A 21,594-nucleotide genomic window follows, 5' to 3' on the forward strand; every position below is an offset into this window, starting at 1 on the left:
CCTGACAGGGACGACAACTAATGATGGAACATCTCACACAAATTCTCCTTTTGCTGGCCGTGACAATTGCTGTCGTTGTGGCTTTTCAGCGCCTTCAGATACCCACCAGTCTCGGCTATTTGCTAGTGGGGGTGATTCTTGGCCCACACACGCTGGGGCCAACGGTTGCATTGCAGCAATTCTCATCGCTAGCAGAATTTGGCGTCGTCTTTTTGCTATTTACGATCGGGCTTAGTTTCTCATTACCCCAATTGAATGCGCTGCGGCATCAGGTTCTTGGGTTGGGAAGCGCCCAGGTTTTCCTCACCACCTTGCTTGTTGGAACACTCGTGTGGCTCGCAGGGTTGCCTGTCCCTGCAGCGTTCGTCTTCGGTGCTGTCTTCGCCCAGTCCTCGACTATCATCATTGCCAGCCTGTTGAAGGAACAAGGTGAAGAGAACTCTCAGCATGGCCGTCTCGGGGTCGCCATGTCGGTATTTCAGGACGTCACAGCCGTTCCTTTTTTGGTGATCATCCCTGTGCTGGGTGTTTCAGTGGCAGCCGATGTGCTGCTGGGCGCCCTTGTATGGGCGCTGGTGAAAGCAGTTGTAGCATTCGCTCTGGTTTTCTTTGCAGGACGCTGGCTGTTGGGTCCCCTGTTTCATCTGGTTTCGAAACGCATGAATCTGGAGATTTTCACACTGGCGGTGCTGTTGGTCGTATTGCTCGCGGCATGGGCCACCAACAGCCTGGGCTTGTCTCTGGCATTCGGTGGGTTTCTTGCCGGCATGATGCTGGGCGATACGGAATTTCGCCATCAGGTTGAATCGAGCATACGTCCTTTCCGTGATGTGCTGCTGGGGCTATTTTTTATTGGTATCGGGATGCTCATTGAGCCAGCCGCGATACTGCCCATTTGGCATTGGTCGTTGCTCGGCGCATTGGTCATCCTGACCAGCAAGTTACTGATCGTGGCTGGGATGGTACGCAAGAGCGGGATTGATATTCAGGTTGCCTGGCGCACCGGGTTATTGTTAAGCGTGGGCGGTGAGTTTGGTCTCGCGCTCATCGCTATTGCGTTGGACTCCTCTGTGATCGACGGGAAATTGGGCCAGATATTGATCACCTCTGTGCTACTTTCGCTGATTGCGGGTGCGGCGCTCATCCGCTTTAATGGCGTTATTGCAGCATGGGTGGCGGGTAAACGGCCTGGTGAGGATTTAGCTATGCCGGATTCGCTGGACTCTCCGGATCAGCAAGTTGTGATTGGCGGCTATGGCCGTGTAGGCCATACTATTGGTGTGTTATTGCATTCAAAGGGTATTCCGTTTGTGGCCTTCGATACGGATCCGGAGCGGGTAAAGCAGGGTAGAGCTACGGGTCATAAGGTATCTTTTGGTGATATTTCCGATCCGGAATTACTCTCTGTCATTCACTTGGATCGTGCCGCTCTCATCGTGCTTACCATTGGCAATCCCAACACAGCATTGAATGCGATTGCTTTTTTGGACAGAATCTGCCCGCAAGTTCCGGTTATTGCGCGCGCCAAGGATCTTGAGATGAGTGGGCGTCTGTTGAAGGCGGGTGCCAGCTATGCCTACCCGGAAACAATTGAAGCGAGCCTGCGATTAGGCGAGATGGCCCTGCAGTTACTCGAAGTTCCGTCTGAAGAAGTTGAAGAACTAATACAAGATGTGCGCAATTGGGATTATAAGCCTGTACTGGAAAATGAGGATAACAAGCAGAGATGAGCATCGAGTGAATATTAACGTTTGTGGCGGCGCCGGTCTGATTCTCACTCGCCAGGGCCTGCTCTCCTGCACCCGATGTAAAGTGAATTGTCTCATGCGCGCAATTGTTTTTAGGTTAACTTTATTTAGTGGAAGGTTATAGAGTGCTATTGTAGAAATTCATGGGTTTGCTCTTTTATTGGTTTTATTGTCTTGTAGCTCAGTGTGACTGCGAGGCAGGGGAAAGGCCTGATAAAAGCATATCCTCGAACTTGTAAAGGAGAGCGAAAATGACAACTTCAAAACCTATTCCCAAAGGCGAACATGGTATTACCCCTTATTTAATTATTAAAGGTGCAGATACCGCCATCCAGTTTTATACACGGGTATTCGGCGCAAAAGAGATCGGTCGTTTGTTGATGCCAGGTGGGGTGATCGGACATGCTGAAATGCAAATTGGTGATGCCAAATTCATGTTGGCTGAAGAGAATGTCGAATGGTGTAATACAAGCCCTGTGACTTTAGGCGGAACCCCTGTAACCATCGCTCTGTATGTAGATGATGTTGATGCAACCTACCAGCTTGCGCTTGACTCAGGTGCAACAGGAACAATGCCAGTCAAAGATGAATTTTATGGTTTACGTGTGGGTGTGTTTTTGGATCCCTTCGGACACAAGTGGCATATTATGTCGCACATCGAGGATGTATCTTTCGACGAGATGCAGAAACGTTGCGATGCAATGTTTGCATAACATATCGGTCAACACATATGAGTGAGCTATCACAAGGATGTGAGGTTTTTAAGGCTTCGTAGTTTTCATTTTTTAAATGAGAGTAAATGCCTTTGCTGCCTGCAATAGGCGGGTTAATTATGCCCCGGCTTTGTTCATTACTAACCTTTTGATAATCCTTTAAAAGATCAATCTTTTGTGATTGTTTGTTGAGTATGGTGGGTGAATTTTGACCCGCTTAGATGAGTGTGGGATGCGGTGATATTGCATATTTTCAATCATTTCAATCCATTAGGTAATGATGACTATTGGCGCGAAGTTTGCTCATAACTAAAGAACTAGCGAAGATTTGATCTGTGAGGTTTGATGTGAAAAAAGCAGGTCGGTAGGTTTGCTTTAGACATATTAGCGGAGAGGTATAATGGAATCAGACATAGTTGCCGGAAGCGAAGTTGGATTAACCGCTGAATATATTGTGGGCCTTTCCATACTCGCTACGGTTGGTCTTGTTGCCATGTGGGGTATGTTCTGGAGTTCAGTGGCAAAATCAAATGAAAGCATTTCAGGTATTCTGAAAAGTCCTGCATTTTTCAAAGTTGTTACCGTCATCGGTGTCATTGCTGCAACGGTTGTTTTAAGTTTAGCAGGCCGACTTGAAGGCAATATAACGGGAGCAATACTCAGTGGTATTGTTGGTTACGTGCTTGGTCAATTGTCGGGTAAGCTTGAGACTGACGATAAGCCTGCAAAAAACTAGCTTGCTAGGTTTTTGCTGCGATTGACTCTGATTATGAAGCTTATTGGTGGCCTTCTTGAGTGTTGAACGCCAATCACAATTCAGGAAAATATTATGTTTGAAATTAACCACCAAGTCGGTATCAAGGCATCTCCTGAGAAAATTTATCACGCATTGACTACAGATGAAGGACTCACTAATTGGTGGACTAACGATATATCCGGGGCAGGCAATGTTGGTTCTACCATTAAATTTCGTTTTAATGGCGGCGGTCCTGATTTTTCAGTGACAGAACTTGTTGAAAATAAAACGGTGCGCTGGAAGCATTCTGGTAGCACACCGGAAGCGTGGATGGGCACCGAAATATTGTTTCAAATACAAGCCGGTGATGACCAAACCTATGTTCGTTTTACGCACTCCCATTGGAAAGAGTCTACTGACTTTCTGGCACATTGCAGCACCAAGTGGGCTGTATTCTTACTCAGCCTTAAAGATTACCTTGAAGCTAATCAAGGTCGGCCGTTCCCAAATGATGTGCAAATAAGCCATTAAAGATGGACCAGTGCTGCTTTTTTCGTTAACTGAGGTCTACTGGTTGTGTGGTAGTTGAATAACTGTCGAATGTCTGAATCGGTTAAGCTAATGATATCAGAGGGTTCATTTCAAAAAAGAATTATGAAGAATCTCAAGCCGCATTATTGGTCTTAGTGGTGCGTCAATCCTGACTCGAATTATGCATCGGTAGCTAGTGGCGCTGTCTGCGGTCGTCATGAATCTGCTTGGAGCGGAGCAATAGATAGGACCAGCCTCGTAACACGTGTGCGCCGTCTCAAATAAATCAACATGATTCTTATCGGCTGAGGCAAATATATAAAAAATTATATTGATACGCATCATGCCCTCTTTGACTTATGATTAAGTCGTTCAAACTTCAAGGCTTTGAATAATACTTTGCAACTAGGAATATTTCAGATGTGGATGCCAGGCATCAGCGAAAACTGCGTATGTCGCTTACTGCTATTTTTTCAAACGGATATTTTACGTTTTACTAGAGGATGTAATGAATAATTCAAGTGCGTCATTAATAAGAACGGTTTTTGCAAAAGTTTTCACACTGATATTTTTTGGATTAGCTGTGGTTATTATTTTTTCATTATTTTTCAACGTTGTGGAAGGTATAATCAATAAAGAAAATCTCACTGAGGTGTTATTGAGTAGTATAAATACGGGAATTATTGGATTAGCTGTCTTTGAATTAGCCTTGATTATAAATAAAGAATACTCAGGCCCTATCGAAGACGATGAGAAAGACGCTGTCGGAACCTTGCGGGAAACACTCCCCAGATTTATCGGAACTGTGTGCGTTGCTTTATCTCTGGAGGGGTTGATTATGGTCATTAAATATAGTCAATTGGATTTGGCCGGTAATTTATACTACCCGGTAGCCATTATTATCAGTACGGCATTTCTTTTATCCGCATTAGGTCTTTTCATATACTTAACAGATAAACGAAGTTAAACAGACATAAGATGAAAGGAATGCAAAGCATGCCCCATCTTTCCATGGCCGCTATCGTAACCACCATCAATGGTGGTTATGAGGAAGTGGTCTGCAAAGATGTTCCTACTGCTCTTCAGTTAAGAGCTTTTTCAACGAAACATCGGATTAGAAGGGCGTGCTAGCGGCGGCGAAGGCCGGCAGTGGCTGGAATAAACAAACTTGCTTTCAGATTATTCAATGCACTGATGGATGTGGGCAGGCGGTGCATTTTTTTTAACCCGTTAACGAATAGTACTAATCAGCATAGGACTACTATAGGCTCAGGTTGGATAATGACAAAGTATATCGCTATTTACAGAGCCTATTCTAAACTGGTCATTCTACAGAAATTATTTTTTTAGCTTAGCGGCGATTGTAACGGCAATAGCCGCCGCAGCAAATAAGCCGAGAATTGAAGGTTCAGGAACAGTAGCTATTGGGTCAACAGGAGCACCTGCCAGAACAGAAAAAGATGTGCAGATCATTGCTGTCGCTAGTAATAGTTTATTTTTCATCGACTATCTCCATATGTCATGAATACTGTTTTTCAGATGCAGACAAAGGAGAGAGATAATCACTAAAGCGTATTTTTGAGTGACAGCTCTCTATTGTAGCGCTACTGAAATTATTTTTTTATCTTAGTTGCGATTGTAACAGCAATGGCAGCAGCAGCAAACAGGGCTAGTACCGAAGGCTCGGGTATATTTGTTGCAACTGTGCCAGCTATAACGGGCACGGATGTGAACAGCATTGTCACTGCTAGCAATATTTTATTTTTCATCTTCTTACTCCATATGTAATGAGGACTACTTTTAAGATCCGAGATGCAGATAGATAACTACTAAACGCGAATCTCGGTCTTTTGAAACGTTTCTATAAGCGTCTTTTAAAGTGGCGCTCTATTTTGTAACTCTACACATATCATTTTTTAAATTTAGCTACGATTGTAATAGCAATGGCAGCGGCAGCAAATAAGCCGAGTGTTGAAGGCTCAGGTATAACACTTGTTGGCGCGCTGGCCAGAGTAGGAAAAGATGTGGACACCATTGCCGCAGTCAACAATAATTTATTTTTCATATGTCTTATCCCTATATCGTTAAATTATAATTATTAGTAGTATTACTTATCTTTTTTCGATAGTAATCATTTGATAAATACACATGCAAAGTTTAAGCCGTAAATTTATTCTCTTATAAAACAGTGTGTTATTTTTATTCTGTGTTTGAAATTGGCGTTTTTGTAAAATTTTCTGACAGTAATGGGGTATCGGGTCTTTTTTGATTTTTTTAAGGATACGGCAAGGAATATTCTTTGGCATCTGAAAATCAATGCGTCATACTTAATCAATGATTGAATATCTTCTTAATAACAGCACTGACTTATTTACATATAGCTTAATGGTGACACTTGGGTTATTGGTAATTGGGGAGGTGTTCTTACCTTGGATTAAATCCACGGCCTCAATTCCCGTACGCTGGTGGAATAATATCGCGCTACATCTGGTAAATAGCTACATTATACTTTTGGTTATGCCTGTGACGACTATTTCAGCGGCGATTTATTTTCAGGAGAATACGTTAGGACTATTTCATCTGCTGAATTTAAACTTCTGGTTTGCTTTTATTATTGGCTTTTTTATATATGACCTGTTTCATTACAGCATCCATCGGGTTTTTCATCAAGTTCCTCTGTTATGGAAATTACACCGCTTGCATCACACTGATCCTGATGTTGATGTCAGTACCGAATTAAAACACCATCCTTTTGAGCTTGTTGTTACCGTGGTCTCAGCAGTTGTAGTCGTTTTTGTTTTCGGTATCCCCGCTGTGTCGATTATTCTTTGCTCACTATTTGCTCAGGTGGTTAGTCTTATTAGCCATGCCAATATAAAAATAGCAGAAAGTGTAGATACACCTATACGTAAGGTGTTCGTAACACCGGCAATGCATCGAATCCACCATTCAGCCTGGCAGCCAGAAACGGACAGTAATTACGGTGTACTTTTTTCATTTTGGGATAGATGGTTCGGTACATACGTTGATAAGCCGCTAGCGGGTTATGAGGGTATGAAGCTGGGTTTGGATGGCTTCCGATCTCCCAGAGATCTGTGGTTAGATAAGCTTTTATTACAACCTTTTCGTCGGCATGTGGTAGTACCCGCCTCGATCAGTGAGCCTATTGATGAGGGCAAAAGCACGTAACCCTTGTTTCTTCAGTGAGGCTGGCTGGCAAGATCAACTGGTTATTTTTTGCATGAGGGCATTCATTCCCTGTTTGTTGTGTAATGGCAAGTTCATTTCTAAGATGTACTCGTACTCTTGATGCGAATCAAAAAATCAGTTTATCGGGTTGTATTTTTCTGTTGTTCAGCAATTCTCGTCTATACTCTGCTATGCAAATTATCTCCAACAAGTAAGATATGTTTATTACCTTTGCTTTTTAAGTAGCGGTTTTTTCTACTATTTTTTTCGTTATCTTCCTGTTTTCGGTGTTTGCCTGAATTTTCCGGCCTTTAGAGATGTATTATGAACCACGTTTATCGCGTTATCTGGAATCACACCAAGAATGTTTGGCAGGCTGTTTCTGAAATGGCTACAGGTCATGGCAAGGTGAGTTCGCAGAGCCGTCGTGAAAAACGTATCAAATCAGCAGAAACGACAACCCCTGTCGCCTTATTTTGCAGACGCTCCAGCGCGCTACTGGCACTGGAGCCACGCATTATGTTTGATGCGGCGGGTGTGGCGACGGCCGCCGATCTTTTGGTGGATACTGATAGCCAGCCAGTTGCCGTAGCAGAACCTGTGGTGGTTAATGAGGCTTTGATTCAGGCCCTGAACGAGATTGAGCAACCCTTTGCGGCTACTCAGGTACAGGATGAAAACAACTTGCTGGGCGCAATTGGTAATGAGCCCGGCCGGGTTGAAATCGTCTTTGTTGATGCCTCGATTGAGCAGTATCAGACATTGATCGACTCTGTGGCCGAAGGCGTAGAAGTTGTTGTGCTGGATGGCAACGGCGATGGTTTGCAGCAGATCGCCTCTTATCTGCAGGGCCGCAGCGATATTGACGCCATTCATATTCTTTCACATGGTGGCGTGGGCGAAAATACCATCGGCACGGCGGTGCTGAACGCCGATAGCCTGAGTACATACAGCGATATATTGAGCCAGATTGGCAGCTCGTTAACCCAGCAGGGCGATATTCTCCTGTACGGTTGTCGTGTTGGTGCCGCTGAAGGTCAATTGTTTGTCGACGAACTGGCACGTGTAACGGGCGCTGATGTTGCCGCCTCCGAGGATCTGACTGGGAGTGCGGCACTCGGGGGTGATTGGTTACTTGAATATCAAACCGGCAGCATTGAGTCGGTCAATACACTCGACACACAGGCGTTAGCCTCATTTGAGGGGACGTTGGCTGATCCGGTCATAACTCTACCAGCGGCGCCGACCATTAATGAAGATGCCAGCTATGCTTTTTCCGGCTTTTCAGCTACCTACGACGGATCAGAGAGTAATTTTGAAGCGCAGGTCACTGTGACCAATGCCGAGAGCGGTAATATTGTTGATGGCGGTTACTCCGGCCCCACCGTGCTATCTCAGGGCAGTCTTGACGCGGTTAATACTTTTTTGAATGGATTGAGCTTTGAGGATGCCGCCGACTTCAACGGCACGGCGAACCTCAGCATCACCATCAATGTATACTCAGGAAGCTACGCTGGAACACCTGTCTCCAGCACTAGTCAGGCCTTCGATATTACCATTGCCTCGGTCAACGATGCCCCGACGGGTGCCGATAACAGCATAACGATGGATGAAGATATCAGTCACACCTTTACCGCAGCGGAGTTCGGTTTTACAGATGCCAATGACGCCCCTGCGGACAGTTTTTTTGCGGTTATTATCACCTCACTGCCGCTCAATGGATCGCTGACTAATGATGGCTTGGCGGTTACGCTGGGGCAGTCGGTGTCGGTGGAGGATATCGATAATAATAAGCTGATCTTTGCTCCGGCTGCCAACGCCAACGGTAGCGGCTACGGCAACTTTACCTTTCAAGTGAAGGATGATGGTGGGCTTGGTAATAGCGGTGTCGATACAGATCCGAGCGCGCAGGTCATGAGCATCAATGTAACGGCATTAAATGACGCACCGACCACAGTTGATGCCGCTATTGCAGTCGATAAAAACGCTTCGCAAACCTTCTCACTGGTGGCAGAGGACAATGACGGAGCGGCTGATATCACCTTGTACCAGATCGTCAATATTGATGTGTTAAACGGAACTTTAACGAAAAATGGCGGTGGTATTCTTGCGGCCGGTGATACTCTGACGTTGGCAGAAGCCACTGACATGACCTACACGCCCAGCGAAAACTACAGTGAGGCAGCGTCTTTTACCTTCCGGGCGATCGATGCAGCCGGCGGGGTGGGTGGCACCAGTAATGACAGTAGTGTCGAAATTACCATTAACCCGGTCAATATCGCACCTGTATTGGTAGTGCCCGGCGCACAAGCTGTCACGGAAGATGCTAGCCTGGTGCTATCTGGTATTACGCTGGCCGATCAAGATGCAGGCAGTGCTGATGTGCAGCTCACGCTGAGTGCCGATAACGGTAATATTATGTTTAACAGCATCAGCGGGTTAAGCATTTTTGCCGGTAATAACAACAGTCATAGCGTTACCGTGCAAGGCACTCTGGCCAATATCAACGCCGCCTTAGGCAGTGCAAACCTGAGCTACACTCCCGATGCTGATTACCCTGATGGAGACGATGCGGCTGACGATACTATTACTCTCCTGGTTGATGATTTGGGTAACACCGGCGGTGCAGCAAAAACTGATTCTGAAGTAATTATTGTCACCGTGAACCCAACACCTGATGCGCCTGTTACGTCGGTCGCCAGCTTGCCGGCAGTGAATGAGGATACTGTCGATCCTGCCGGTGCGACGGTTGCCAGCATCATGAGCGGTAAATTCACCGATGCCGATGCTAACACGTTAGCCGGCATTGCGATCAGCGCCAATCCGGATAACAGCGGTAAGGGTGAGTGGCAATATTCGGTCGATAATGGCGCTTCCTGGCAGGTTGTCGGCGCAGTCACCAGCAGCGCTGCTTTGCTGCTTGATGTCGACGCTCTGCTTCGCTTTGTACCGGAGGCAGACTGGAACGGCATACCTGAAAGTCTGACTATCCATGCCATCGATAACAGCGGTAACAATGGCGACAATGTCAGCCGCACCTATTCAAGGAACGGCTCACCCCAGACCACCGATGTGGCCAGTGGTACAACCGATATCGATGCCAGTGGCGTTGCTCTGAGTACCAGTATCACCGCTGTGGATGATGCTTCGGTCATGGTTACAGATGTACAGACTGTGCTTGAAGATAACAATGCCAGTGGTAACGTTCTTACTAACGACAGCGATATCGATAACACTCTTACAGTGATCAGCTTTCAGGTGGCGGGTGACGGTGCGACCTACAGCGTCGGTGATACGGCGACTATCGACGCAAAGGGGTCGCTGCTCCTTGAGGCTAATGGTAATTACACCTTTACCCCCGTTGCAGATTGGAGTGGTAGCGTTCCTCTGGTCACCTATACGCTAAATACCGGCTCGACCAGCACGCTGGCGATCGGTGTTAGTTCGGTTAACGATGTGCCGCTACTCTATGTGCCGGGTGACACACCACCGTCTGCTGCACTGTTGGTGGCGAATGTGCCGCTGATAGGCGGATCCTTGACCTTTTCAAGCGCACAAATAACGGTGCTTGATCCCGATAACACCGATAAACAACTGGTATTCAAACTGGAAAGCCTACCGACTAACGGCGAGCTGACGCTTAACGGTTTTGATGTGGCCGTTGGCACAGTATTTAATTATGCTAATCTTGGGCAACTGGTGTACACCCATGATAATAGCCAGACCGTGGCTGACAGCTTTAGTGTCAGCTTACGCGATGGTGCAGGCGGTGTAGTCGCTGCTACTGTCGTCAATCTGACAATCGGTACAGAGAACCGGGCACCAACCAGTATCGGAAATCTCACTTTTAGCATCTATGAAGATCCGTTGACGTCATCGGGGGGCAATGAAGGTTGGGCTATCAGTGAGCATCCGGATTATGAGTTTAGCGACCCTGACCGCGGCGCTAGGGTCGGCGGGATTGCCATTGTCTCGAACCCACTTAATGGTGCGCAGGGGGTGTGGCAGTATTCAACCGGTGATGCAGTATGGTCTGACATAGGTTCAGTCAATGACACTGGCAGCGCGCTGCTGGTGTCGGCATCAACACTGGTTCGCTTTGTGCCTGTCGCCGACTATAACGGTACGCCGACCCCCTTGACGATTCGTGTCTTGGATAATACTTACAGTGGTGACCTGTCGACCAGCAATGCGGGTGGTGAAACGCGGACGTTTGTCGACACTGCCGCGCGTGGCGGTTCCACCGCGGTTTCTGATAGCACTAATACCCTCGGTGTTAACGTCATTGCCGTTGATGATGATCCTACGCTGGTGAATAACGGTGGCACGCTAGATGCTGACAGTGCTGCGAACCTGTCATTAGGTGCTAGTGATTCTCCAACCTTGGTGATCACCGACTCGATGTTGCGTATCGATGATATCGATTCCCCGGACAGCGATCTGACCTATACCCTGGTCAGTCAGCCGGCCGATGGCTATATGGCGCGCTATCAGGGAGGCGAATGGACTCAGTTGTTAAATGGCGCTAACTTTACTCAAGCTGATATTAGCGCCGAAAGTGTACGTTATATCCTGACCTCAGATCCCACTACTGTGAGTAGTGATTCATTTACCTTTACCGTCACCGACGGTGATACCCGCGTCAAACCGACTGAGCGCCCCGGTGGTATTTATGCGGATGAATCCTCGCCACTGACATCCTTAACCTTCACGGTAACGATTGATAATGATGACAGTACGCCTTTATCTGTGCCGGATAGTTCTTACAGCCCACCAACGACAGCGGGAGGCGCTAATGCTGCGCCAACGGCAACTGCCGGTACGCTGACGCTTAGTGAAGGCGATGCAAGCGTTGTGATAACGAGCACTGTACTCAGTGCGACCGACAGCGATACTTTAGCTGCTGAACTGACATACTCTCTGGTGAGTCTGCCGACCAGCGGCATTCTGCGCCTGAATGGAAGTGCGTTAACAACCAACAGCACATTCACACAAGACGATGTCGATAATAGCCGGGTAACCTTTAGCCATTATGGCAAGGAAGACTTTACTGACCAGTTCGACTTCTTTGTCACTGATGGTAACAATGTAACTTCTGTTAAAACGGCATTGATCGATGTAGCCCCGGTCAATGATCAACCAATTATCGACGCCGTTAATAGCGTAAAAATCCTCGAAGGCGGCGCTATTGTACTGCAAGGTGGCACCTTGCAAGGCGATGTCAATAGGCTGCCCGAGGCTGCCGTAGTTGGTTCCCGTGACTATGATGGTGGTGGAGATAAGAGCGTTGGCCTGGCGGCTGTTAACATCCTGACTTATACCGTCAGTGTGTTGCCAGCACATGGTGAAGTGCGCCTGGAAAAGGATGGCCAGACTTATGCTGCCGATACTCCATCAACTTATGATGTTATGGCTGTCGATTCTGTTATCACTGCCACTAAGCTCAATGCAGGAAAGCTTTATTACGTCAATGACGGTGAAGAGTATACCGCTGACAGCATGACCTTCACCGTTAATGATAACTCTGGAGCTGCCAACAATACCGCCAGTGTGGTTTTGGCAATCAGCATCATCCCGGTTAACGACGATCCGCTGGTGGCCGTCAATACTGGATTTGTAGGGGGGGGCTCTCTTTATGAAGGTCAGACCAAGGTTCTCACAGTCACCGACCTGCTGGGTACCGATAGTGACAATGCTGATGACGAGATTCAATTCCGTATCACCGGCAATGTTTCTTATGGTCTACTATTTCGCGGTTCAGAGCAGCTTGGCGTGGGTAGTGCGTTTACCGTTGCCCAGCTTCGCGCTGGCGATATAAGTTATCAACATGATGGTTTGGAAAGTAGCGGCGATCAGTTTGATTTCGCCCTATCTGACGGTGGTGGCGGGAATGAGCCGGCCGGCACATTCTCAATCGATATTCTGCCGGTTAACGACACGCCAACGATCAATCTGCCCGAGGCACGAACCGCCGCGGAACAGCAGGCCCTGCCTATCAGCGGTATCAGCATTGCCGATCCGGATAGTGTCGGCACCGACCTTGCTGTGAATAACGCATTCGGCCCGCTGAGTGTCACACTGACCGCTAGCAACGGTACCCTTAACCTGACCGCATCCGGCGGCGCGACCATTACCAATAATGGCACCGCCTCCGTTACTGTCAGCGATACTCTGGGTGACCTCAATGCCACTCTGGCGAGCCTTATCTATAACGGAAATACTAACTTTGTTGGCGCGGATAGTATTCAGGTGTTGGTGAATGATGGTGGGATCAGCGGCGCCGATCCCGACAGCGCAGAGGTGATTGCCGCCATCCCTGGTAGTTCCGGCGATGGTAGCGATGCGACCAATGAAACCGCCAGCGCAACCTTGAGTATCACTGTACAAGCAGTTAACGATGCGCCGGTAAACACGCTGCCGGATCCCCAAGCGCTGGATGAGGATACCTCGCTGACCTTTAGCAGCGGCAATAGTAATGCGATCACCGTCACTGATGCCGTCGACACCGATGCAGGGGGGACCGATCTGCTCTCGACCACGGTCAGTGTGGCTTTTGGTACTTTGCTCAGCGTCACGGGTGGCGGGGCAAGTATCACCAGCAATGCGACTGCAAGTGTCACCATCAGCGGCACTGCAGCTCAGGTAAACGCGGCGCTTAACGGACTGATTTATACCCCTGATGCCAACTATAACGGCACCGATACCCTCAGCGTGTTGACCAGTGATTTAGGCAATAGCGGTATCGGCGGGACGTTAACAGACACCGACGCTATCGCTATCACGGTTAATGCGGTTAATGATGCTCCCGTTGCTACGGGCACTACGTTGGCAGCGGTTGATGAGGATTCAGTCGACCCTGCTGGCGTGACGGTGGCTACGCTGTTTGGGGATAACTATTCCGATGTGACCGATACGATCAGTGGTGGTTCCGGTGCCACTGCACTGGCAGGGATCGCCATTATTGCTAACGGCGAAGATGGCAGCAATGGGCATTGGCAGTACAGTGCGGGTAGTGGTTGGGTCGATATTCCGACCGATGGTTCCTTGTCGGATACGGCGGCGTTGGTGCTCTCAAACACAGATCTGATTCGCTTTAAACCTGATGTCGCTGACTATAACGGCATACCCGCAAGCCTTACCGTTCGTCAGTCAGATGGCACCGCATTTACCAGCGGTAACAGTCTGAATATCTCGGCTGGTATCGGTGGCAGCGGCGGCTGGTCTAATGCGGTTACGCTGCAGACCAGTGTTACCGCGATCAATGATGCCCCGGTTCTGACAATCACTACCCCCTCCTTTAGTGCTACCGAAAATATTACAGCGGATCTGAGTGCCGCTGGCTTTGGTCTGGTTGATGTCGAGGCAGCACGAGATGAAGGCAGCGGCGCAGATCAGGGTAATGTGCAGGTCACTCTGACTAACGATGCCGGTGTGATGCAGGTGAGTGCTTTTGGTTCAGCCGTCATTACCGGCAATAATAGCGGTAACGTGATTATCAGCGGATCGCTGACCGATGTGAACGGCGCTTTGGACACCCTGAAATATACTCCCGGTGATAACCCTGATACGACTGAAACTATCACAGTGGTGCTGAGTGATCTCGGCAATAACGGCACTGGCACCACCACCGCTAAGACCGTGAGCAGCGACATAACAGTTACTGTCACTCAGGCTAACGATGCACCTACAGCAACGGGCAGCGCGACGCTTGCGGCGGTAAATGAAGACGCAGGGGGCGTAGCTACTATTCCCAATTCGGCTAGCTATGTCTCCCCGACAGGTGCGACTGTTAGTAGCTTGTTTAGTGATAACTTCAGTGATCCAGATACCAAAGGCAGCAACTTCACCTTAGCCGGTATCGGCATCGTGGCCAATGCGGAAGATGGCAGCAATGGACATTGGGAATACTTCACTGATGGCGGAAGCACCTGGGAAGCGATTCCAACCGCCGGATTGAGCAACAGCAGCGCGCTGGTGCTGGCTGCTGCAGATCTGATCCGTTTTAATCCCGATGCTGCTAACTATAACGGCACACCTAACAGCCTGACGGTACATCTTTCTGATGGTTTCGGTTTTGTCGCAGGCTCCGCAAAGGATATTTCGGCAGCTATTATCGATGATGCCAGTGGTTGGTCGAGCGCGACGGTTACGCTCGGCACCACTGTTAATGCAGTCAACGATGCACCGCTAATCTCAAATCTTGACGGTGATAGCATCGCCTTTGTGGAAGCAGTCGGTGTTAATGTGGCGGGGACAGCTGTCTTTATCGATAACGCGACGGCTGCTTCTTTAGGGGATATAGAGCTCACTCTTCGGGCAGAGACCAGCTTCAATGGCGCTACACTCACGGTGCAACAGCAGGGCGGTGCGGATGCCACTGACTTCTTTGTTATTCAGGTGGGGGTTAATGATGTTTCGATCAGTGGCGGCTTCACAGAACCCTCGGGCCTGAAGGTGTTTAATAATGGATCGTCGGTGAAACATCTCAATATGGGTGTCGCCACGCTGACTAACAACAGCGTAGACGGTACCCTGCAACTAACGTTTAACGCCAATGCTACACAGGATGCGGTTGACGCTATTCTTCACAACCTCGCTTATTCCAACGACAACGATTTACTGGTGGCCGGTACTAAGGTTGTTGATATCGTTTTTAATGACGGTAATGAGCAAAGCAGTAATCAACAGGGTTCTGGTGGTGCATTGTCGACAACCGCAACTGTTACTATCACTCTGGCCCCGAGTAACGATGCGCCGATCCTTGATGCCGATTACACTATCGTCACTACGGAAGCCGCCGCCGAGGTAGTAAAAAGCCTGTCAGAGATGCTCAGCCTCACTGACCCCGATGCGGTAGCGGGTTACACCTTTGCCGGCGTTGCATTAGCGGCCTACAACGATCAGGGCCTCGGTGCCTGGTGGGTTGATCTGGATGGGGGGAATGATAATTGGGTAGAACTCAGCACACTCACGCCAAACGCAGCCGCAATCTCTGCCTCGAATGCCTTGCTACTGAGCGCATCCGCTCAGGTTAAATTTGTCACGACCAATGACGATGTGAATACCAATGGTGCTACCCAGCCCGGTTTGACGGTTTATGGAGTGGAAAGCGCAATCCCCGCTGGCGCGTCTGAAACGCCTGTTTTGCCCGCGTTTTCAGCCACCGGCGCGCTTACCGCTTACGACACCGACGCGGATACGGTTGAGTCTCGCGTCTCGGATGTGAGCCGGACAATCTCGGTTCAAATCGATGCGCGCAATGATGTGCCAACATTAAGCGCCACGCCATTTACCAGCACCGTGGTGGAGTCTTCCATGGTGGGCGTCGGAACATCGCCCCAGACGCTGCTTAGCGCAGTGACGATAAGCGATCCTGATCTTGCAACAACGGCCACCCTTGATTCCAATGTATTTGGTGAGGGCAGTATTACCGTTAGTTTGGATAGTCGAATGGCCGGCGATAAATTTACTCTTTCCGGTGGTTTGGCTGTGGCCCAGGGAGTGGCTTCCACAAGCGGCGCTGATGTTTCCAGTGGTGACTACGTTATTCAGTTGACTAACAGCGCAACGTTGGCGCAGGTCACCACTATCCTTGAAGCGATCAGTTACGAGCATAGCAGCGATAACCCACCTTCGGGAGCACGCAGCTATTCGGTTACCCTGAACGATGCAGATAATCTGGATGTGGATGCAGATACCGCCGGAGGAGCAACTGCGCTTACGGTAACACTTACTGGAGGCAGCGTTGAAGTGATTGGGGTGAATGATCCCGCCACGTTAACGGCTACCGCTTCCGATCCGACCTACACGGAAAACGCCGTTGCTACACTGCTGTTTAGTGCAGCCAATGTGGATACGATACAGCCTGACCAAACTCTGCTGGAGTTCCAATTAACGATCAGCGGTTTAGTTGATGGAGCGGCGGAAAAATTTACCATTGATGGTACCGAGGTTGATCTGGTTACCGCAGGGGCTGCCCCGACGACGACCAATAACGGCAGTGTAACGGTAACACTCGTTGGCGACACGGCAACGCTGGTCTATAGCCACACAGGTTTGACCGAAGCGCAAAGCAATACGCTAATCAATACGCTGGCTTATCGTCATACGAGTGAAGATCCTGTGGCGGGTGACCGCGTCGTGACACTGACCAGTGTGAAGGATAACGGCGGTGATGAAGATACCCGCACGTTGGCAATCGCATCGACTGTGACGGTAGTCCCACAGCAGGATAAGCCGGTGATGAGTGCCGGTGGCACGTTGGCGTATACAGAGAATGGGGTGGCGGCGCTGATCGACGCAACGGTATCAGTTGATGCCGATGTAGATGATACCCAGATGGCGAGCGCCACAGTGACTATCGGGAACTTCGTTAGCGGAGATATACTGACGGTGGGTAACCCTGGCGGGCTCACTGTTAACTACAATGCGGGCACGGGTGAATTAACGCTGTCCGGCACGGCCAGTCTGGCGGACTACACGACCGCACTGAGTTCGGTTACATTCAATTCAAGCAGTGAAGATCCTACCGCTGATAACAGCAAAAATAGCCGTACGCTGAGTTGGACGGTGACCGATGCTAACTCTGACGGTGCGGGAGCCGCGACCAGTGATGCGGTAACCAGCACCATCAACCTGACGGCTCAGAGCGACGTGCCGCTAGTGACCGGCTTAGGTGCGGTTAGTTATAGCGAAAACGATCCGGCTGTTGCGATCGGTGCCAGTCTGATTCTCACCGATCCCGATGATACGCAGTTGACCGGTGCTACGGTCAGCATCAGCGGTGACTACCTGGCAGGCGATACACTTAATTTCACGTCACAGAATGGTATTAGTATTGTTAGCAATGCAAGCGGTGTGCTGACGTTGACTGGCACAACAACGCTGGCTAACTACCAGGCTGCGCTGCGTAGCGTCACATTTAGTACTGCATCTGACGATCCAACCCGTGCTTCGGCCACGCGTACGCTGAGCTGGCAGGTAACCGATGCTAACTCCGATGCTGCAGGAGCCGCTAGCAGTATAGCGGTGACCAATACCCTCACTATCACTCCTTTGACCGACAACCCGGTTGTTGCTGTGGTCGGTTCACAGCTGACCTATAACGAAGGTGATGTTGCCCAGACGGTTGATGGCACGCTTAGCTTGAGCGATGCGGATGACACTCACCTGTCTGGCGCAACGGTTCAGATAGGTAGCGGCAGGCTCGCCAGTGATGTGCTGGCGGTTGCCGGCACGGCGATTGGTAATGTTGTTGGTGGTACCAGTATTACGCTGACCAGCTACGACGCGGCTGCAGGGCTTTTGACCTTAAGCGGTAGCGATACACTGGCGAACTACGAGGCAGTTTTACGCACGGTTACCTTTGTAAACACCAGCGATGATCCGACCAATAATACCAGCAGCGCGAGCCGGACGATTACCTTTAGCGTTACCGATGCCGATTCAGATGGCACCGGAGCCGGAAGCGGTTCCGACAACCGGGGTGTGACGATTGTCCCGACCCAGGATGCGCCGGTGCTTAGTGGTGGCAGCCAGACGCTGGCCTATACCGAGCAAGCTGCGGCAGCGGTCATAGACAGCACGGTTAGTGTCTCCTTGGATGCGGACGATACTCAGATGAGTGGCGCGACGGTGGTAATCAGTGCTGGCTACACCGGTGGCGATGTGCTGAGCTTCTTAGCGCAAAACGGAATCAGCGGCAGCTACAGTGCAGGCACGCTGACGTTGAGCGGTGACGCGACTCTGGCCGAGTACAGCACGGCGCTGCAGTCAGTAAAATTTAATTCGACTTCCGATGACCCAACTACGATCAGTGCTAACCGGACGATCACCTGGCAGGTAACGGATGCAAACTCCGATGATGCCGGAGCGGCGGTCAGTAATACCGTCAGCAGCGCGATTACGATTACAGCGGTTAACGATGCGCCAACGCTTTCCGCTACGCCACTTAACCCTTCCTTTATTGAAGCGAACGGCGAAGGGATTCAGGCTGTTTCGGTCAAGGTATTTAGTGGCGCCAATGCTAGCAGCGTTGAATCCGGCCAACTGATTACGGGGATGACCTTTACCGTGGCTGGACTGTTAGATGGTGTAAATGAATCGATCCTGGTGGATGGCTCCACAGTCACCTTGGAGAGCGACAGTGCTGCAACTACAGCCACTAATGGTATGAGTTATACGATAACACTGAACGGTAGCGGGGATACGGCGACCGTTGTGCTGGCACACGCAGGTGTTGCCGTGGTTAATGTAAACAGCCTGATTAACAGCATCAGTTATCAGAATACCCGGGTGGATTATCCCACCACAGGTGATCGGGTTTTTACCCTTACTCAAATAAAAGATGATGGTGGTATAACAGACGCTGGCGTAAACACTGCATCTGTGGCGATTGTGTCGACGGTTAGCGTGGCTCCGGTAAATGATCTGCCGCGGATTACCCTAACCGGTGGCGATAGCGATATGGCCGCTCTGACGGAAACTAGTGCTGGCCTGGATGCATCTGGTACCCTGACTCTTGACGATGTTGATCTGGATCAGACGGTGGCGATGTCGATTCTTTCCGTCACTAAATCCGGAACAACAATGGGTCTCGTGCCTGATGACGCTGCGTTGAAGGCAATGATGAGCATAACCGGTGAGCTAACTAATGTGCAGATAACTGACGCGTTAAGCTGGTCATTCGACTCCGCAAGCGAATCTTTCGATTATCTGGCAGCGGGTGAAGTATTGACGCTGACTTATACCCTTCGGGCAACGGATTCTGCTGGCGGGACGGGTGATAAAACGGTGACGGTCACGATTACCGGCAGCAATGACGCACCGACGCTGGCGACAATAACCACGGCAACGATTGCCGAAGTAGATCAGTCTACCAGCACTACCGATGCCAATCTCAGTGGCACCCTGGTGGGTGCGGACGTGGATGGTGAGACTCTGAGCTATGGCATTGACACTGGTATTAAAAGTGGCAGCACCATCACAAAAGTGGGCACATACGGCACGCTAACGCTGGACAGTGGCAGCGGTGCTTACAGCTACGTTAAGAATGATGCGGCGATCGAAGCACTGGATGACGGTGAGAGCGGCAGCGACACCTTCACTCTGAGCGTCACCGATGCTGACGGTGCGCTGGTGACGCAGACCTTGACGGTGAATGTCAGCGGCGCCGATGACGCACCAACGCTGGCGGCAATAACCACGGCAACGATTGCCGAAGTAGATCAGTCCGCCAGCACTACCGATGCTAATCTGAGTGGCACCCTGGTGGGTGCGGATGTGGATGATGAGACTCTGAGCTACGGCATTATCACTGGCAGCGTCAGCGGCAGCAGCATCACAAAAGTGGGCACGTATGGCACGCTAACGCTGGACAGCGGCAGCGGTGCTTACAGCTACATCAGGAATGATGCGGCGATCGAAGCCCTGGATGACGGCGAGAGCGGCAGCGACACTTTCGCTCTGAGCGTCACCGATGCTGACGGCGCGCTGGTGACACAGACCTTGACGGTGAATGTCAGTGGCGCCGATGACGCGCCAACACTGGCAGCGATCACCACGGCAACGATTGCCGAGATAGATCAGACCAACACCACCCGCGACAGAAACCTCAACGGCACTCTGGTGGGCGAGGATGTCGATGTGGAGCCCTTGACCTTCGGTCTCGATGGCGGCACGGATAACACCGACGGCACTTACAGTAAGCCAGGTACTTACGGCACCTTAACACTGACCACCGCGACCGGTGCTTACCGCTACGTCAAGAATGACGCGGCGATCGAAGCACTGGATGACGGCGAAATTGGCAGTGATACCTTCACTCTGAGCGTCTCCGATGCTGACGGTCCACTGGTGACGCAGACCTTTACGGTGAATGTCAGCGGTATATATGATGCCTCGAACCTGATCATGGATAGTAACGCCGCTCAGGTGCTGCCGCCTAACTCATTGTATTCGCCACCGACGCTTGGTGAGCCTTCTGCTGATATCAGCAAGAATACGCTGGGTATACATATTGACAGTATTGATAGGTTGTCAAAAACACTGTCTGCACTGAACCGCTCAGATACCGATATACGGCCTGCCCAGTTGCTATTGCCGGACGGAGAATATACAGGTGTTACACTCTCGGCAGTGTATAACCCGAGTGACTATCTGGTCAGTATTAGTGAGTCTTTTACCTATACTTTACCTGAGGGAATCTTTGCTCATAGTGATACCAGTGCTTCTATCAGTCTGGAGGCGACCCTTTCTGATGGTTCTGCATTGCCCGGCTGGTTAAGTTTTGATCCAGACACCGGTGTTTTCACGGGTATCCCTACGCCGGAATATCAAGGGCGGGTACTGCTGGTTGTGGTCACGGCTAAAGACTCAGCTGGTCTGAATGCACAAGTGACATTCCGTTTAAAAGTTCGCCTGGATCAGGACGAGCCAGCAACGCAAGTATCGGACAAGCCTGACATTAATGATGAAATGGATCTATCCTCACCGGATGCTGTGCATGGCGATGCTGCTGAGCCATCGGGCGAGCAGGTTGTTAGGGGTAAGCAAGGGCTTTCTGCACAGCTTCTGGCTGCCCGTGAGCTTTCTGTTCTTGATCAGTTATCCGATGCATTAGAGGCGGTTTTCGCCCTTAATGAGAGCCGTTGATTATTATGATAAATTCTGTAATTCA

Annotated in this window: 11 protein-coding genes; 8 read left to right on the top strand and 3 right to left on the bottom strand. The window is 49.9% G+C overall.

Annotated features, from left to right (window positions below):
* The first annotated feature begins 20 nt into the window (after window positions 1–20).
* From BM099_RS11790 to BM099_RS20810, 6 genes are all read left to right on the top strand, one after another.
* Window positions 21–1,730, top strand: coding sequence for a cation:proton antiporter (locus BM099_RS11790; RefSeq protein WP_090728321.1), 1,710 nt, complete (start codon window positions 21–23; stop codon window positions 1,728–1,730).
* Between the two features lie 269 nt (window positions 1,731–1,999).
* Window positions 2,000–2,461, top strand: coding sequence for a VOC family protein (locus BM099_RS11795; protein WP_090728322.1), 462 nt, complete (start codon window positions 2,000–2,002; stop codon window positions 2,459–2,461).
* Between the two features lie 400 nt (window positions 2,462–2,861).
* On the top strand, window positions 2,862–3,197 hold the full coding sequence (locus BM099_RS11800) for a hypothetical protein (RefSeq protein WP_090728323.1): 336 nt from the start codon (window positions 2,862–2,864) through the stop codon (window positions 3,195–3,197).
* Between the two features lie 93 nt (window positions 3,198–3,290).
* Window positions 3,291–3,728 carry an SRPBCC family protein gene (locus BM099_RS11805; RefSeq protein WP_090728324.1) on the top strand — a complete coding sequence of 146 codons (438 nt, stop codon included), beginning with the start codon at window positions 3,291–3,293 and terminating at the stop codon, window positions 3,726–3,728.
* A gap of 508 nt (window positions 3,729–4,236) precedes the next feature.
* Window positions 4,237–4,695 (top strand): hypothetical protein, encoded by a 459-nt coding sequence (locus tag BM099_RS11810; RefSeq protein WP_090728325.1) that lies wholly within the window; start codon window positions 4,237–4,239, stop codon window positions 4,693–4,695.
* 29 nt (window positions 4,696–4,724) lie between these two features.
* Window positions 4,725–4,859 (top strand): hypothetical protein, encoded by a 135-nt coding sequence (locus tag BM099_RS20810; protein ID WP_269750520.1) that lies wholly within the window; start codon window positions 4,725–4,727, stop codon window positions 4,857–4,859.
* A 207-nt stretch (window positions 4,860–5,066) separates the two neighbouring features.
* Here the strand turns inward: BM099_RS20810 and BM099_RS11815 are convergent, their stop codons facing one another.
* From BM099_RS11815 to BM099_RS11820, 3 genes are all read right to left on the bottom strand, one after another.
* On the bottom strand, window positions 5,067–5,231 hold the full coding sequence (locus BM099_RS11815) for a PEP-CTERM sorting domain-containing protein (RefSeq protein WP_090728326.1): 165 nt from the start codon (window positions 5,229–5,231) through the stop codon (window positions 5,067–5,069).
* A 110-nt stretch (window positions 5,232–5,341) separates the two neighbouring features.
* A complete protein-coding gene (locus tag BM099_RS20315; protein ID WP_143083766.1) occupies window positions 5,342–5,497 on the bottom strand; it encodes a PEP-CTERM sorting domain-containing protein in 156 nt (51 codons plus the stop codon).
* A gap of 140 nt (window positions 5,498–5,637) precedes the next feature.
* A complete protein-coding gene (locus tag BM099_RS11820; RefSeq protein ID WP_090728327.1) occupies window positions 5,638–5,793 on the bottom strand; it encodes a PEP-CTERM sorting domain-containing protein in 156 nt (51 codons plus the stop codon).
* Between the two features lie 458 nt (window positions 5,794–6,251).
* Between BM099_RS11820 and BM099_RS11825 the strand changes: the two genes are divergently transcribed.
* Together BM099_RS11825 and BM099_RS11830 are read left to right on the top strand one after the other, a co-directional pair.
* Complete coding sequence (locus BM099_RS11825) at window positions 6,252–6,917, top strand: sterol desaturase family protein (RefSeq protein WP_177201161.1); 666 nt, start codon at window positions 6,252–6,254, stop codon at window positions 6,915–6,917.
* A 324-nt stretch (window positions 6,918–7,241) separates the two neighbouring features.
* On the top strand, window positions 7,242–21,569 hold the full coding sequence (locus BM099_RS11830; protein WP_090728329.1) for a cadherin-like domain-containing protein: 14,328 nt from the start codon (window positions 7,242–7,244) through the stop codon (window positions 21,567–21,569).
* Window positions 21,570–21,594: the final 25 nt, after the last annotated feature.

This window comes from Neptunomonas qingdaonensis (genome assembly GCF_900113275.1).
In the GTDB taxonomy this organism is placed as follows: domain Bacteria; phylum Pseudomonadota; class Gammaproteobacteria; order Pseudomonadales; family Balneatricaceae; genus Neptunomonas; species Neptunomonas qingdaonensis.

Coding starts and splice junctions, on each gene's coding strand:
- BM099_RS20315 (WP_143083766.1), bottom strand. CDS start 5,497: ATGAAAAATAAAATATTGCTAGCAGTGACAATGCTGTTCACATCCGTG.
- BM099_RS11810 (WP_090728325.1), top strand. CDS start 4,237: ATGAATAATTCAAGTGCGTCATTAATAAGAACGGTTTTTGCAAAAGTT.
- BM099_RS11790 (WP_090728321.1), top strand. CDS start 21: ATGATGGAACATCTCACACAAATTCTCCTTTTGCTGGCCGTGACAATT.
- BM099_RS11795 (WP_090728322.1), top strand. CDS start 2,000: ATGACAACTTCAAAACCTATTCCCAAAGGCGAACATGGTATTACCCCT.
- BM099_RS11815 (WP_090728326.1), bottom strand. CDS start 5,231: ATGAAAAATAAACTATTACTAGCGACAGCAATGATCTGCACATCTTTT.
- BM099_RS11820 (WP_090728327.1), bottom strand. CDS start 5,793: ATGAAAAATAAATTATTGTTGACTGCGGCAATGGTGTCCACATCTTTT.
- BM099_RS11805 (WP_090728324.1), top strand. CDS start 3,291: ATGTTTGAAATTAACCACCAAGTCGGTATCAAGGCATCTCCTGAGAAA.
- BM099_RS11830 (WP_090728329.1), top strand. CDS start 7,242: ATGAACCACGTTTATCGCGTTATCTGGAATCACACCAAGAATGTTTGG.
- BM099_RS11800 (WP_090728323.1), top strand. CDS start 2,862: ATGGAATCAGACATAGTTGCCGGAAGCGAAGTTGGATTAACCGCTGAA.
- BM099_RS20810 (WP_269750520.1), top strand. CDS start 4,725: ATGCCCCATCTTTCCATGGCCGCTATCGTAACCACCATCAATGGTGGT.